The sequence below is a fragment of the Lentzea albidocapillata subsp. violacea genome (assembly GCF_900100275.1).
Classification (GTDB): domain Bacteria; phylum Actinomycetota; class Actinomycetes; order Mycobacteriales; family Pseudonocardiaceae; genus Lentzea; species Lentzea violacea.
In genome coordinates this window covers 66,414-80,242 of record NZ_FNET01000006.1, presented here as the reverse complement: position 1 = coordinate 80,242, position 13,829 = coordinate 66,414, and the positions used below count along the sequence as shown (strand labels likewise).

Sequence of the window (13,829 nt, the reverse complement as noted above, 5' to 3'; positions counted from 1 at the left end):
ACGCATGCAAACCGTGGCACGATCAGTGCCCGTGACGGCGTTGCAGGGACAACAACTGGCCGGTCCGCTGTGCGCGGCGGTGGCCAACCTGTGCGCTGCCCTCCAACCGCAGGTGTCCCCGCGGACCGCCGCCGGGTTCCAGGAAGTGCTGCGCCGGTTGCACGCGCCGTTGCAGGTTGCCGTGGCCGGCCGGATCAAGTCCGGCAAGTCGACCCTGGTGAACGCGTTGATCGGACGCCGGGTCGCGCCCACCGACATCGGCGAGTGCACCCGGCTCGTCACGCGCTATCAGTACGGCACGGTCGACCGCATCGAAGTCGTGTTGCGAGACGGCAGACGGCAGGTGCTGCCGTTCGACGCGAACGGCATGATCCCCGTCTCTCTCGGCCTGGAAGGCGTTTCGCACATCGAGGCGTACCTGACGAACGCCGTGCTGCGCGACATCACCGTCATCGACACGCCAGGGCTCGGTTCGCTGGACGCGGCGTCGGTCGCGCGCACCGAGGAACTGCTGGATCCCGTGTCGCGCAACGCGGTCGCCGGTGCAGAGGCCGTGCTCTACGTCGTGACACAGGGCGTGCGGGCGGATGACCACTCGACGCTGGCCGCGTTCACGGCCGCGACCGCCTCCCGCGAGGCAGGCCCGGTCAACGCCATCGCCGCGCTGAACAAGGTCGACGCCGTCGCGCCGGAAACCGTCGAGGGCTCGGAAGGTGATGTCTGGCGCGCCGCGCAGATCCTCGCGGCGAAGCAGGCCGAACTGCTCAGGCCGCGCGTCGCCGACGTGCTGCCGGTGATCAGCCTGCTCGCCGAGTCCGCGGAGACCGGGGAGTTCACGTCGGCCGACGCGGAGGCGTTGCGGGCGTTGGCGGCCCTCGACGCGGACACCCGCACGATGATGCTGATGTCCGGCGACCTCTTCACGTCGTGGGAGTGCGACGTCGCGGCCGGTGTGCGCTCCCGGTTGCTGGAGAAGCTCGACCTCTATGGCATCGGCCAGGCGCTCCTGGCGCTGGACGCCGAGCCCGCGCTGCCCGCCGGGGCGTTGCGGCGGGTGCTGTTCGACGCGTCCGGGTTCGCCGCGGTCCGAGGCCGGCTGGACGCGGTCTTCCGGGCGCGGGCCGACGGCATCAAGGCCGCGGCCGCGCTGGCCTCGGTCACGTCACTGGCCTCGGGCGATCCCGGCGAACGGCAGCGCGTGCACGACGCGATCGAGGTCCTGCTGGCCCGTCCCGAGGCACACCAGCTGCGGTTGCTGGAGGCGTTGACGCTCGTCTCGTCCGGCGCGGTCGAGCTGGCCCCGGACCTGACGGAGGAGGTGCTGCGGGTCGGGAGCACCCCGGACGTCGCCGCTCAGCTGGGCATGCCGGGCAGACCGGGCGCGGAACTGGTCGCGTACGCGCTGGAACGGGCCGGTTGGTGGCGTTCGTTCGCCTCCTTCGGCGCGACTCCGGCACAGGCTCGGGTGGCGCATGTCGTCCACAGGGCGTATTTCCTCATCTGGCAGCAACTACGTGCTGGGGGGCACCGATGAGCACGAACGGAACCGAACCCGCCGATCTGGCGTCGGACGACGGTGTGGAGACCATTGCCGACGAGCTGCTCGACCAGGCGCTGGCCGAGCGCCGTGCGCTGGTCCAGCTGTGCCTGTACGCACTGGACCGCGCCAGTGCGGGCGTGGTCGCACGCATCGAGGAAGGCCTGTCGTCCATAGGCGTCGTGGCGTTGCGGGTGGACGGTGAGCGGTTCGACCCGTCGCAGCACGAGGCCGGTGGCGCCGTGCCGACCGACGACCTGTCGTTGCAGGGCCTGGTCGCCGAGACCGAGGTGCCCGGCTTCTGCGACCGAGGCCGCCTCCTGCGGGCTCCGATCGTGACGGTCTACACGTCCCGATGAGCAACCTTTCGCAGACAGTCCGGCAGACCCGCGAACGCCTCACCTCTCTCGTGCGCGAACTCGACCCGTCGATGGCCGACTGGGTGACTCGTCGCGCGGCGCCGGAGGTGTCGTCGGTCGTGATCGTCGGCGAGACGAACCGCGGCAAGTCGTCGCTGGTCAACGCCCTGTTGTCGGCACCGGGTCTCTCGCCGGTCGACGCGGACGTGGCCACCTCCACCTACCTCGTCTTCCAGCACGGCCCGTCCTGGGCGGCCCGTGCCTGCTACCCCGGCCTGCTCGCGCCCGTCAGCTTCCCGCTGCCCGCGCTGATCAACTGGGTCTCCGCCGCCCACGACCTGCCCGACGGCGAGCTGCCCCCGCGCTACGTAGAGGTCGACGCCCCGATCCCGTTGCTGGAACGAATGTCCGTTGTGGACACTCCCGGCGTCGGCGGCCTGGAGTCGGTGCACGGCGAACTGGCGCTGGAGGCCGTCACGTCGGCCACCGCCCTGATCTTCGTCGTGGACGCCTCGTCGCCGTTCACCCGCGGCGAGCTGGACTTCCTCAAGCGCGTCGGCGACCGCGTCGAGACCGTCGTCTTCGCGCTGACCAAGACCGACCAGTACCGGGGCTGGCGCCAGGTCCTCGACGCCGACAAGGCGTTGCTCGCCGAGCACGCCCCGCGTTTCGCCGACGCGACCTTCTATCCGGTGTCGTCGCGCATGTTCGGCATGGCCGCCCAGGCCCCGAACCCGGACGCGGCCTCGATGCTCCGCGAACGCTCCGGCATCTCCGCGCTGCAGACCGCCCTGCAGGAACTCGTCACGGGCCGCGCCGGCATGCTCGCCGAGGCCAACGCCCTGCGCGCGTTGTCGACCGTGCTGGCGGAGCTGGAAATCCGCCTCGAACACGAGAAGCGCGCTCTGTCCGTGGGCGAGGACGAGGCTGTTCTACTTCGTGCCCGCCGCGAAGAACTGCAGACCGAACGCCGGTCCTCGACCCGGGGCTGGCAGGTCCGGTTGCGCGGTGAGGTCCAGCGAGCCCGCATCGAGAACTCCCACGAGATCTCCCGCCAGATGCGTGACCTGCAGACCTGGTACCGCCAGGCCATCGACTCCGCCGACCGCACCGCCCTGAGCGCGTTGCCGCAGCAGGTGGACACCGCACTGCAGGTCGTCTCCGGCCGCATCTCCACGGCTCTGTCCGTGCGTCTCTCGCAGGTCACCGACGCCGTGCTGGCCACGCTGTTCAGCGCGGAGGAACTGACCCTGATCCGCGGCCAGTTCGCCCGCGGCGAGCAACCGCCGGTCGTGTTGCGCCCCAAGGAAAAGCGCCCGCCGACAGCCGAGGACAAACTCCTGGTGTTCATGGGCGTCTCCGGGGGCCTGGGCGCGGGCAAGCTCGCCGTCATGCCGCTCGCCGGCCTCGGCATCGCCGTGCTGAACCCGATCGTCCTGCCCGTCACCATCGCCCTGGGCCTCGGCGCGGGCTGGTGGATGGCCCGCACCCGCACCCACACGGCCGAGAAGCAGCACGTCAAGCAGTGGCTCTCCGACGCCATCGCCGACGCGCGCTCCACAGTGGACCAACTGGCCGCCGAGCAGCTGATCGAGGCCGAACAGGCTCTGTCGCTCGCATTGGACGAGGCACTGGCCAAGCGCATCGAGGCCATCGAGGCCGAACTGCGCGAGGTCGACCGCGCGTTGCGGATGGAGGCCGGTGAACGCGGCCGCGAGCTGCAGGCCGTGACCCGGCAGCTTGCGGAGGTGGAGCAGGGCCGCTCGAAGGCCGAGGAGCTACTGGGCCGGATCAGGTCCGTGCGCGACCGCGTCTAGCTCCAGGCCTTGGAGATCTCGAAGGCCGCCCAGGCCACGAGCAGCGGCGGCCCGAAGGCCGCCGGCAGGATCAGGAACACGCCGAAGAAACGGACCGCGTGCCCCCACAGCCTCTGCTTCAGGGGTGGCTCGGACAGTCCCAGGCGGTCAGCGGCGTCCCAGGAGATGCGCGGAGCGTTGGCGGGATTCGCCACCACCGCCTGCATCGTCGCCTCGTCGACCTCCGGGTCCTGGTTGAGCATCAGCCGGACCCCGTCGGCGTCGACGAGCATCAGCAGGTCGATGGTCGGCAGCTGGTCTAGGCGGAAACGGCTGATCCTCGCCAGCCGGTGCAGGTCCACCGTGCGCCATCCGCTCATCGTGCGCGCCGTCACATAGCGCTGGGCGTGCACTTCGGTGTCCGTGCCCTGGGCCACGAACGGCAGCATGAACATGATCACCCCGGCCGCGGCGACCAGCGGGAAGCCCAGGCCGGTGCCCACTGCGGGGCTCATGAGGTAACCCCCGAGCACCGAAAACGCGATGCACGTCCCGAGCGCGCCGATCAGTACGGCACGAGCCCGTCTTCGGGCACTCACCGCCGGTACCAGCCCTCTGTCCACACCGTCCCCCTCGCTCGTCGTCACCACCCAGACGCCGGATGGGATGCCGGTGTTGAGCTTGGCGACGGAACCAAACCGGCATAACGTGGGTCATACCGGTACATGAGCAAGTAGGAGGTGTGTCCCGGTGTACATCGACGAGAACGGTGCGGCCGACGCCGAGCTGAAGGTCACCGTCGAGGATGAGGAGTACACCGCCGACGTCACCTTCGACCTCGACCACGACGGCGTGAACGACTCCGCCGTCGTCGAGACGGACGACGGTGGACACCTCGCGTTCACCGACACGAACGGCGACGGTGACGCCGATCTGATGACCACGTTCGACAAGGACGGCAATCTCCTGAGCCAGGCGCGGTTCGAGGAGAATTCCGGTGAGTGGGTCGCCGTCGACCCGAGCGACTCCCAGCGGGAAAAGACGAATTCGTCTCCCACACAGGCGATTGTCGTGGACACCGACGACGGTGAGCGAAACGTCGGGCAGGCTACCGAGGACACCGACGGGGACGGCAAGGCGGACACCGCCGTCGTCCGGGACGACGCCGGCGACACGTGGTTGTTCACGGACAAGGACGGCGACGGCAAGGCCGACGTGGCGACCGAGATCACGCGATCCGGCGAGGTCACGATGTCGGAACACCGCGGTGACGACTGGGTCGACGTCGAGCACGGGCACATCGAGTCCGACGGCCGGTACGTGACCGACTCGAAGAGCGGCATTCTGGACGACTCGGACGACTGGCTCGAGGAAGAACGGTTCGACGGAGTCGTCCGAATCGATTCCACAACGGGCCAGTGGATCAGTCCGAACTGACCCCCTGACTGAAACGCAGGTCACAGGCCCCGGTGTGGTGAGAACCGCACCGGGGCCTCTTGTGTTTTTCCCACCTCAAGCCGGCCTTAACGCCGTCCGAGTGCTGAATCGATTCCAGAATCGGTTTTGTGAGGGAAGCGACAGGCTGGGGGTGCTTTACCTGCCATTCACCGGGCTAACCTCGATCCATCCCCTTCACACACGCCCGGCCCCACCGGGCGTGTGGAGCTATTCCCGAGGACGACGAAGTCCTGCACCGGACCACCACGTGCTCGGGTTGCCGAGGCGTTCAGTCAGGAGACGAGACGAGATGACGGCAGTGACCATTCCCGGTCTCGAACACGCACCTACCAACCACGCGCGTCTGCTCGCATGGGTTCAGGAAGTCGCTGAGCTGACCTGCCCCGACGAGGTTGTTTGGGCTGACGGGTCTCAGGGCGAATGGGACCGTCTCACGAAGAAGCTCGTCGACGCCGGCACGTTCGTGCCGCTCAAGAAGAAGCCGAACTCGTTCTGGGCGGCCTCGGACCCGACGGACGTCGCGCGCGTGGAAGAGCGGACCTACATCTGCTCCGTGCGCGAGGAGGACTCGGGCCCGACGAACAACTGGATGGACCCTTCGGAGATGAAGGCCATCATGACCGAGCTCTACCGGGGCTGCATGCGTGGCCGCACGATGTACGTCATCCCGTTCTGCATGGGCCCGCTGGACGCGGAGAAGCCGATGCTCGGTGTCGAGATCACCGACTCGGAGTACGTCGTCGTCTCCATGCACATCATGACCCGCATGGGCAACAAGGCTCTCGCGCTGTTCGGTGAGGACGCTCCGTTCGTCCCCGCGCTGCACTCGCTCGGCGCCCCGCTGGAGTCCGGCCAGGAAGACGTGCAGTGGCCGTGCAACACGACCAAGTACATCTCCCACTTCCCGGAGACCCGCGAGATCTGGAGCTTCGGCTCCGGCTACGGCGGCAACGCCCTGCTCGGCAAGAAGTGCTACTCGCTGCGCATCGCCTCGGCGATGGCGCGCGACGAGGGCTGGCTCGCCGAGCACATGCTGATCCTCAAGCTCACCTCGCCGGAGAACAAGGCGTACTACATCGCCGCCGCGTTCCCGTCGGCCTGTGGCAAGACGAACCTCGCCATGCTGGAGCCGACCATCCCCGGCTGGAAGGTCGAGACGCTCGGCGACGACATCGCCTGGATGCGTTTCGGTGAGGACGGCCGCCTGTACGCGGTGAACCCGGAGAACGGCTTCTTCGGCGTCGCGCCCGGCACCGACTACCACACCAACCCGAACGCGATGCGCACCATCGCCAAGGGCAACTCGCTGTTCACGAACGTCGCGCTGACCGACGACGGCGACGTCTGGTGGGAGGGCATGGGCGAGCCCCCGGCCCACCTCACCTCGTGGAAGCACCAGGACTGGACGCCCGACAGCGAGGAGCTGTCGTCGCACCCGAACTCGCGCTACTGCACGCCGATCGAGCAGTGCGACATCAAGGCGCCGGAGTGGGAGGACCCGAACGGCGTCCCGATCTCGGCGATCTTCTTCGGTGGCCGCCGCGCCACGACGATCCCGCTGGTCACCGAGTCGCGCGACTGGCAGCACGGCACCTTCATGGGCGCCACGCTCTCGTCCGAGACCACGGCCGCCGCGGTCGGCAAGACCGGCGTCGTGCGCCGCGACCCGATGGCGATGCTGCCGTTCATCGGCTACAACGCCGGTGACTACTTCCAGCACTGGGTCGACCTCGGCAAGCGCGCCGACGCCGACAAGCTGCCGAAGATCTTCTACGTCAACTGGTTCCGCCGTGGCGATGACAAGCGCTTCCTGTGGCCCGGGTTCGGCGAGAACTCGCGCGTGCTGAAGTGGGCCATCGAGCGCCTCGAGGGCAAGTCCGCCGCTGTCGAGACCCCCATCGGCTACGTGCCGACCGCCGACGACCTGGACCTCGAGGGTCTGGAGGCGTCGCGTGAGGACATCGAGGCCTCGCTGGAGTTCGACGCCGACGAGTGGCGCGCCGAGATCCCGCTGGTCGAGGAGTGGTTCGCGAAGATCGGCGAGAAGGTCCCGACCACGCTCCGCGACGAGCTGGCGAACCTGAAGCAGCGCCTGGGCTAGCAGGCCCGAGGTGTTTCGAAGCCCCAGCGGTCAACGGCGACCGCTGGGGCTTCTCTATGAGGTACTACTGGTGGTGTGACGCAGGACGACTTGCTCGGCGGACTGAACTTCGACGGTTCGAAGCGCGATGTGGAGGTCGGCCCGTCGACGGGCATCGTGCGCTACTACCCGGTGCCCGCGGCCCCGCCTGCCCGCCCGTCGCGGTGGCGTTACGCGCTCGTGTTCGGCCTCGGTTTAGCCATCGGCGTGGTCGCCGGCGTGATCCTGTGCAGTAATTTTCTCTGAGTCACCGCAGCTCATCGTCCACAACAGACGAAGTTGTCCACAGGTGTGGACGGATTTGTGCACATGTTGTGGATAGCTGTGGACAAGCTTGGGAATGGTCTTGCTCCAGGAATGAACCTGGCCCCGCCCGGAAACGTCCTAGGTATGTGATGGCGGTCACAAAGATCGTCACCGGAGACGGAAGGGGAGGTGTGCCGTGGGAATCGCAGGAATCGCGATGCTGGTGCTGTCCCTGGCCGCCGTGCTGATGGTCGTGGTCGCCGGATCAGTTCGGGAGCGGGTTGTCGCGGATGCCGAGGAGGGTGCCGTTGAAGGCCCTGGTGGCCTCCGCGTAGCAGACGGCGTTCGTCCAACCCTCTGACCAGGCCTGGGAACCGGGGTTCCGCCACGCGGGGAACACGTCCGAGCGCTTGGTCGAGCCCAGGTAGTCGTGCACGGCCTTGGTGCACTTCTCGTTCGCGATCGAGTTCATCTGCTCCTTGGACGGAGCGGGATCGGTCGACTTGCCGAGCGAGACGACGCCGGCGGGCACGGCCTCGGCCATGTGCGCGGTGGTGCAGGCGACGACCTTGATCTCCTGGTCCTTCGACGGCGAACCCTGGGTGCAGGTCTGGAAGGTGCCGAAGCCGTTGCCCTTCAGCACGCCCTTCACGGAACCCTTGCGCGCCAGCGGCTTCTCGTCCGGGCTGATCTCCACGACGGTGCACAGCCGCCAGCGCTGGCCGTCCTTCCAGCCCTGCTCGTTCGGCCAGAACGCCCAGACCCGCAGGCGCGTCGAGTCCGCGTCACCGGTGCCCAGGTACTCGTTGAGAGTCTGACGGCACGGCGGCAGCGCGGCCTTGCGCAGCGCCTGCGTGTCCGGGTAGGTCGTCGGCAGGCCGGTGAGCTCACCGACGCTCATGACCTCGGCCTCGTGCGATTCGGTGCACTGCAGCACCTTCAGCTCGTAGGCGTTCATGCACTGCCCGGCCTTGGGCAGTGCGGGCGCGGAGGCGGAGGCGGTCGAAGGCAGTGGTCCGGGGACCGCCTGCCCTCCCACCTGAATGGCGCACGCGGACAGGGTCAGCGCACTCAGGACAATTGCCACCGCCGGCCGCACACGAGTCACACCACAGAGACTAGGGCCTTCACCTGATCGGCGATGTCCCGACGCTGCTTTTCGAAGGCGGGATCGGTCAACGCGGCCGGGTCGGCCGGCTGCCCGAGCACCGGCGTGTGCAGGTGTCCACCGAGGACGTTGGTTGCGCCGTAACCGATTCGCAGCCGGTTGGCCCGATACATGCTCTCGTTGGAGAGGTAGTCACCGCCGCCACCGGACGCCGCGACCCGGCCGGGAGTGGGGTTGTCCGTGCGGCACGACTGCTGGGAACCGACGACGACCCACTCGCAGAAGGCGCGGTTGTAGTTGACCGCGAACGGGCCGGTGCCCGCGTCGATCATCTTCTGGAACGGCAGGCTCGTCTCGATGAACTCGTGGCCGGGCTGCGGCCAGCCGGCGGCGTTCGGGACGCTGCCGAACGAACCGACGTTGTTGTTGTCCGCGAACCCGCCGCGCCAGCGCGCCGCCCACCGCTCGACGTCGAACCGGCCGGGCCTGCCCTGGCTGATTGTCACGAACGCGTCGGGCTTCTGCCGCAGCGCCGAACCGTAGAACTGCTCGACGACTCCCTCGTCGAACCCGCCCCACAGCACCGGAAGCACCGCCGCCTGCAGGACGACCTTGCCGTCCGGCGTCGAGATCTCCCGGCCGTCGAGCTGCAACGCCGCCGCGCCGGCCGGGTTGGCGCGCCGCACGTTCACGCCGGTGAGCTGGAACGGGTCGAAGCCCGTGACGGCGATCCTGCGCACGCCGGGCCTGCTCGGGAACGCCGAGTCGCTCAAACCCCGTGAGGCCCAGTCGAACCGCTGGATGAGCTTCGCGCGGTCGTCGGGTGCCATGGCGAACTTCGGTTTCCACTGGCGCAGCGCGGAACTGAGCTGCAACCGGGCCCAGTAGAGCGGGCGGTCGTCGTAGGCGTCGTGTGTCACGGGTGTTGTGCTTTGCGCGCGGGCGACAGCGGCCTTCCACAGCGCGTTGCCTTCGCGTTCCACGAACTGCTGCGCCTGCTTCGGCACGATCTGGCGGCAGAGTCTGGAGGTGAAGTCCGTGACGCGGCCGTCGAACCCGGCCAGTTTCACGAGGGAAGGTCCGACGGCGGGGCCGCCCGTGACGAGCGTGTCGTCGAGGCGCTGTTCCTCGACGGTGAGCGGCGCGGTGGTGTCGTAGCAGTTCGCGTCCTGCGCGTGAGCGACGGCAGGACTCAGGGTGAGGGTGATCGCGGTCAGGCCGACCAGTCCGGCGATGGTTTTCACGTACTCGATCCTCAACGCAAAGGGCCACCCGTCGTAACCGACGGGTGGCCCATAGTGTCGACGACTGCGTCTCAGTGGGCAGCGATGGGCTTGACCCTCGGGTTGTCCTCGTCGACGTGGTAGTCGGACGGATCGGTCTGGTCCGTGCCGTTGAAGACCTTGGCCTTCTTGGCGATCAGCGTGACGATGACGGCGACGATCAGGTTGACCGCCAGCGCGATGATGCCGACGTAGATCGTCATGGCCGACCCGCCGAACGGGTGCCAGCCGAAGATCGACAGCTGGTTCAGCGGTAGTGCCGAACCGCCGAAGTGCAGGCGGGACTTGTCGGCACTGGGGATGAGGTACAGCAGGTACATCCCGTAGGCCATGCCCGCGAACCAACCTGAGATGAGTCCCCAGATGTGGAACCAGCGGGTGTAGAGCGCGATGGCGACGGCGGGCAGCGTCTGCAGAATGATCACGCCGCCGATGAGCTGCAGGTCGATCGAGAACTGCGGGTCGATGAACACGATGAACGCGACCGCGCCGAACTTCACCACCAGCGACGCGAGCTTGGCCTGCTTGGCCTCCTCCGCGGGCGAGGCGTTCTTCTTCAGGTACTCCTTGTAGACGTTGCGCGTCCACAGGTTCGCCGCCGCGATGGACATGATCGCCGCGGGCACGAGTGCCCCGATGCCGATGGCTGCGAACGCGATACCCGCGAACCACGACGGGAAGTTCGCACCGAACAGTTCCGGCACGATCGTGTTGGTGTCGGGACGGCCGGTCGCCTGGTTGACGATCGGCTTGGTGCCCGCGCTGATCGCGACGTAGCCGAGCAGCGCCAGCAGGCCCAGCACCAGCGAGTACGCCGGCAGCGCGACCATGTTGCGCTTGATCACGTTGCGCCCGCGGCTGGCCAGGATGCCGGTCAGCGAGTGCGGGTAGATGAAGAGAGCGAGTGCCGACCCGAGCGCCAGCGTCGCGTACTGCAGCTGGTTGTTGGCGTTGAGCAGGATGCCGTCACCCGGCGCGGGTGTGGCCTTGAACTTGGCGTCCGCGTCGTTGAAGATCTCGCCCCAGCCGCCGAACTTGGCGGGCAGGTAGACGATCGCGACCAGGATGACGATGTAGATCAGGATGTCCTTGACGAACGCGATCAGCGCAGGCGCCCGCAGTCCGGACTGGTACGTGTAGACCGCGAGGATCACGAACGCGATGAACAACGGCAGGTGGCCGAGGATGCCGCTGCCGTTGAGCCCCATGCTGCGCAGCACGGCTTCGAGTCCGACCAGCTGCAACGCGATGTACGGCATGGTCGCGAAGATGCCGGTGATCGCGATCAGCAGCGCCAGCCAGTGCGAGCCGTAGCGGCCCTTCACGAAGTCGGCGGGCGTGACGTAACCGTGCACGCGGCTGACCGACCACATCCGCACCAGCGGCAGGAAGACGATCGGGTAGAGGATCACCGTGTACGGCAGCGCGAAGAACCCCATCGCGCCGGCGCCGAACATCAGCGCGGGCACCGCGACGAAGGTGTAGGCGGTGTAGAGGTCACCACCGACCAGGAACCACGTGATCCAGCTGCCGAACTTTCGTCCGCCGAGGCCCCACTCGTCGAGGTGTTCGAGGGTCTCGCCCTTCTGCCACTTCGCGGCGACGAAGCCCAAAACCGTGACGAACAGGAAGAGAGCGCTGAAAACGATCAGCTCGGTCCACTGCATCAGTTCGCTCCCTCGTCCAGGTCGTCAACGCCGAGCTTGTCCGGTTTGCCGGTGACCACGGGCTGGTCCTTTGTCTTGACGTAGACCAGACCGACGCAGAGCACCCCGAGCGGGACGAACACGAACTGGTACCAGTAGAAGAACGGCAGCCCGAACAGGCGAGGCTCGTCCTGGTTGAACCACGGCGTGATGAGCATGAACAGCGGAAGTATCAGCAGCAGGTTCCAGTTGCTCCAGCGCAAGCCGGTCTTGTGCTCCGACGGCATGGTGGCCTCCGTGTACGCGGTGTTGCGCGGATGTTAGGCCTGATGAAGGGTGCCGTCAGCCTCGTGATCGCAATCGTTGCCTTCGTCTTAACGTTCTCTTTGGACTAATCCGCCACCAGTCGGCTGACGAGGTCCTGCTCGGCGGCGTCGAAGTACTCGTCGAGTTGCTGGACCGCCTGTTCAACAGTCCCATTGTTCAACAATTCTACGATCTTGCGGTTCCACGGCAGGTAGGTCTGGTGGAAGGCCTCGACCTCGTGCGCGACGCGGAAGGCGAGCATGAGCTCGGCGAAGAGCCGGTCGGACTCGTCGCTCAGGCGGGCGCTGCCCGCGAGGCCGACGATGCCGCGGTGGAACTGGATGTTCGCGCTGCCGGTCCTGCTGAAGTCGTTCTTCTCGGCGCGTGCCACGGCTTGACGGACCGGCGCCCGCACAGCTTCCCGCTGCGCGTCGCTGACGTCGTTCCAGAGCCTCAGCGCGCCGCACTCGATCACCCTGCGCGCGGCGTAGAGGTCGCGCACGTCCTCGCCGGTCGGGCGGCGGACGAAGACGCCGCGGCTGTGTTCGTGCACCAGGATCCGGTCGCGCGTGAGCAGCCGGAACGCTTCCCTGAGCGTGTTGCGACTGACGCCCAGCGCTCCGCCGATCGCTTCCTCGCTCAGGCGCAGGCCCGGTTCCAGCTCACCGAGGAGCACCCGCTCGCGCAGCATGTCGGCGACCTTCTGCGCGGTGCTCGCGCGCTCCAGATCCGCCTTGTTCTGAGCCAGCGTCGACACCCACGTCTCGGTCACCCCGGCAGTCTATTTGCAGGATCGTTCGATTGCCCTATCGTAGAATCGTTCAACAATCCCACAATCCAACAACCAATCGCGCACGGGAAGGACGGCCATGGACCTGAACGCGGACCTGGGCGAGGGCTACGGCCACTGGACCCTAGGCGACGACAAGGCCCTGCTAGGAGTCGTGACCAGCGCAAACATCGCCTGCGGCCACCACGCCGGCGACGCCGACACAATGCGAGAAACCTGCACCCTCGCCGCCGCCGCAGGAACAGCCGTAGGCGCACACGTCGGCTACCAGGACCTGGCAGGCTTCGGCCGCAGGTTCATCGACGTACCCCAGGACACGCTCACCAACGAGGTCCTGGCCCAACTAGGAGCCTTGTCGGCGTTCGCACGAGCCGCCGGCACCAGGATCTCCTACGTGAAGCCACACGGCGCCCTCTACAACACCCTGGTCAGACACGAAGCCCAGGCCGACGCCGTAGTAGACGCCGTCCGCCTCTTCGACCCAACGCTCGCAGTACTGGGCCCACCAGGCGCGGTATGGCTGAAACGAGCCTCGGTAGCCGGCCTGCGCGTATGGCACGAGGCCTTCGCCGACAGGGCGTACACACCATCCGGAACCCTGGTCCCGCGCGGCGAACCGGGAGCCCTCCTACGCGACCCGGCCGAGATCGCGGCCCGCTGCGTACAACTGGCAACCGAGGGCTGGATCCGCAGCGTCTCCGGCCGCCCGGTACGAGTCCAGGCCGACTCCATCTGCGTGCACGGCGACACCCCAGGCGCGGTGGAAATCGCCCGCGCGGTCCGCTCGGCCCTGGAGGCGGCAGGAATCGCCGTGGCCAGGGTCGAGTCACCCCTGCGGCACACCCGCCAGGCAGTCTGACGCTGCCGCAACGCACCGGCCGATCACCGGGACCTCTTGGGCCCGCCCGCCCAGCGCCACCGCGTCCGTCGGATGCGGCCGCCCCGCCTGCCCGCCGCCCCGCCTGCCCGCCGAGGCCACCCAGCCAGTCAGCTCGGCCAGCCGGCCCGCAACCGGCCGATCAAGCGGACTGGCGAACCAGCGCAGCCGCCTGCCCAACGAGCCGCCCAGCTGTCTGCCGAGCCGCCCCAGTTCTGCCGTGCCGCCTGCCTGCCGTGCCGCCGAGCCGCCAGTCCAGCCAGCCCGTCAGCCGGCCCAGCGG

Annotated in this window: 13 protein-coding genes; 7 read left to right on the top strand and 6 right to left on the bottom strand. The window is 67.9% G+C overall.

Features of this window, described 5'->3' with window-relative positions:
• The first annotated feature begins 4 nt into the window (after positions 1 to 4).
• From BLR21_RS15595 to BLR21_RS15585, 3 genes are read left to right on the top strand one after another with little or no spacing between them, the layout of a single operon-like run.
• Positions 5 to 1,534, top strand: a complete 1,530-nt coding sequence (locus BLR21_RS15595) for a dynamin family protein (RefSeq protein WP_420843884.1) — start codon at positions 5 to 7, stop codon at positions 1,532 to 1,534.
• Positions 1,501 to 1,896 (top strand): nucleotide exchange factor GrpE, encoded by a 396-nt coding sequence (gene grpE, locus BLR21_RS15590; protein ID WP_420843891.1) that lies wholly within the window; start codon positions 1,501 to 1,503, stop codon positions 1,894 to 1,896. The genes BLR21_RS15595 and grpE overlap by 34 nt, the downstream gene beginning before the upstream one ends.
• Positions 1,893 to 3,713 (top strand): dynamin family protein, encoded by a 1,821-nt coding sequence (locus BLR21_RS15585; protein ID WP_090006563.1) that lies wholly within the window; start codon positions 1,893 to 1,895, stop codon positions 3,711 to 3,713. The genes grpE and BLR21_RS15585 overlap by 4 nt, the downstream gene beginning before the upstream one ends.
• On the opposite strand, the gene BLR21_RS15580 is transcribed toward BLR21_RS15585, so the two are convergent.
• Positions 3,710 to 4,207, bottom strand: coding sequence for a hypothetical protein (locus BLR21_RS15580; RefSeq protein ID WP_143027731.1), 498 nt, complete (start codon positions 4,205 to 4,207; stop codon positions 3,710 to 3,712). The two genes, BLR21_RS15585 and BLR21_RS15580, sit on opposite strands and share 4 nt — an antisense overlap.
• A 235-nt stretch (positions 4,208 to 4,442) precedes the next feature.
• On the opposite strand from BLR21_RS15580, the gene BLR21_RS15575 reads away from it, so the two are divergent.
• The 3 genes from BLR21_RS15575 to BLR21_RS15565 all read left to right on the top strand — a co-directional run bounded on the left by BLR21_RS15575 (position 4,443) and on the right by BLR21_RS15565 (position 7,536).
• Positions 4,443 to 5,129: a DUF6802 family protein gene (locus tag BLR21_RS15575; protein WP_030480118.1), complete on the top strand. Its 687-nt coding sequence runs from the start codon at positions 4,443 to 4,445 to the stop codon at positions 5,127 to 5,129.
• A 310-nt stretch (positions 5,130 to 5,439) separates the two neighbouring features.
• Complete coding sequence (locus tag BLR21_RS15570) at positions 5,440 to 7,251, top strand: phosphoenolpyruvate carboxykinase (GTP) (RefSeq protein WP_090006561.1); 1,812 nt, start codon at positions 5,440 to 5,442, stop codon at positions 7,249 to 7,251.
• A 75-nt stretch (positions 7,252 to 7,326) separates the two neighbouring features.
• The gene (locus BLR21_RS15565; protein WP_090006560.1) at positions 7,327 to 7,536 is read left to right on the top strand and encodes a hypothetical protein; all 210 of its coding nucleotides are present in this window, start codon (positions 7,327 to 7,329) and stop codon (positions 7,534 to 7,536) included.
• A gap of 265 nt (positions 7,537 to 7,801) precedes the next feature.
• Here the strand turns inward: BLR21_RS15565 and BLR21_RS15560 are convergent, their stop codons facing one another.
• The 5 genes from BLR21_RS15560 to BLR21_RS15540 all read right to left on the bottom strand — a co-directional run bounded on the left by BLR21_RS15560 (position 7,802) and on the right by BLR21_RS15540 (position 12,651).
• Positions 7,802 to 8,644, bottom strand: coding sequence for a septum formation family protein (locus BLR21_RS15560; protein ID WP_143027730.1), 843 nt, complete (start codon positions 8,642 to 8,644; stop codon positions 7,802 to 7,804).
• On the bottom strand, positions 8,641 to 9,888 hold the full coding sequence (locus BLR21_RS15555; protein WP_256334703.1) for a pyroglutamyl-peptidase I: 1,248 nt from the start codon (positions 9,886 to 9,888) through the stop codon (positions 8,641 to 8,643). Before BLR21_RS15555 ends, BLR21_RS15560 begins: the two co-directional genes overlap by 4 nt.
• Before the next feature lie 71 nt (positions 9,889 to 9,959).
• On the bottom strand, positions 9,960 to 11,594 hold the full coding sequence (gene mctP / locus BLR21_RS15550; protein ID WP_090006557.1) for a monocarboxylate uptake permease MctP: 1,635 nt from the start codon (positions 11,592 to 11,594) through the stop codon (positions 9,960 to 9,962).
• A complete protein-coding gene (locus BLR21_RS15545; protein WP_090006556.1) occupies positions 11,594 to 11,860 on the bottom strand; it encodes a DUF3311 domain-containing protein in 267 nt (88 codons plus the stop codon). Before BLR21_RS15545 ends, mctP begins: the two co-directional genes overlap by 1 nt.
• A gap of 104 nt (positions 11,861 to 11,964) precedes the next feature.
• Positions 11,965 to 12,651 carry a GntR family transcriptional regulator gene (locus BLR21_RS15540; protein WP_256334702.1) on the bottom strand — a complete coding sequence of 229 codons (687 nt, stop codon included), beginning with the start codon at positions 12,649 to 12,651 and terminating at the stop codon, positions 11,965 to 11,967.
• A 97-nt stretch (positions 12,652 to 12,748) separates the two neighbouring features.
• On the opposite strand from BLR21_RS15540, the gene BLR21_RS15535 reads away from it, so the two are divergent.
• On the top strand, positions 12,749 to 13,528 hold the full coding sequence (locus BLR21_RS15535; RefSeq protein ID WP_090006555.1) for a LamB/YcsF family protein: 780 nt from the start codon (positions 12,749 to 12,751) through the stop codon (positions 13,526 to 13,528).
• Positions 13,529 to 13,829 lie beyond the last annotated feature (301 nt).

Coding starts and splice junctions, on each gene's coding strand:
- BLR21_RS15595 (WP_420843884.1), top strand. CDS start 5: ATGCAAACCGTGGCACGATCAGTGCCCGTGACGGCGTTGCAGGGACAA.
- BLR21_RS15585 (WP_090006563.1), top strand. CDS start 1,893: ATGAGCAACCTTTCGCAGACAGTCCGGCAGACCCGCGAACGCCTCACC.
- BLR21_RS15580 (WP_143027731.1), bottom strand. CDS start 4,207: ATGAGCCCCGCAGTGGGCACCGGCCTGGGCTTCCCGCTGGTCGCCGCG.
- BLR21_RS15570 (WP_090006561.1), top strand. CDS start 5,440: ATGACGGCAGTGACCATTCCCGGTCTCGAACACGCACCTACCAACCAC.
- mctP (WP_090006557.1), bottom strand. CDS start 11,594: ATGCAGTGGACCGAGCTGATCGTTTTCAGCGCTCTCTTCCTGTTCGTC.
- BLR21_RS15545 (WP_090006556.1), bottom strand. CDS start 11,860: ATGCCGTCGGAGCACAAGACCGGCTTGCGCTGGAGCAACTGGAACCTG.
- BLR21_RS15535 (WP_090006555.1), top strand. CDS start 12,749: ATGGACCTGAACGCGGACCTGGGCGAGGGCTACGGCCACTGGACCCTA.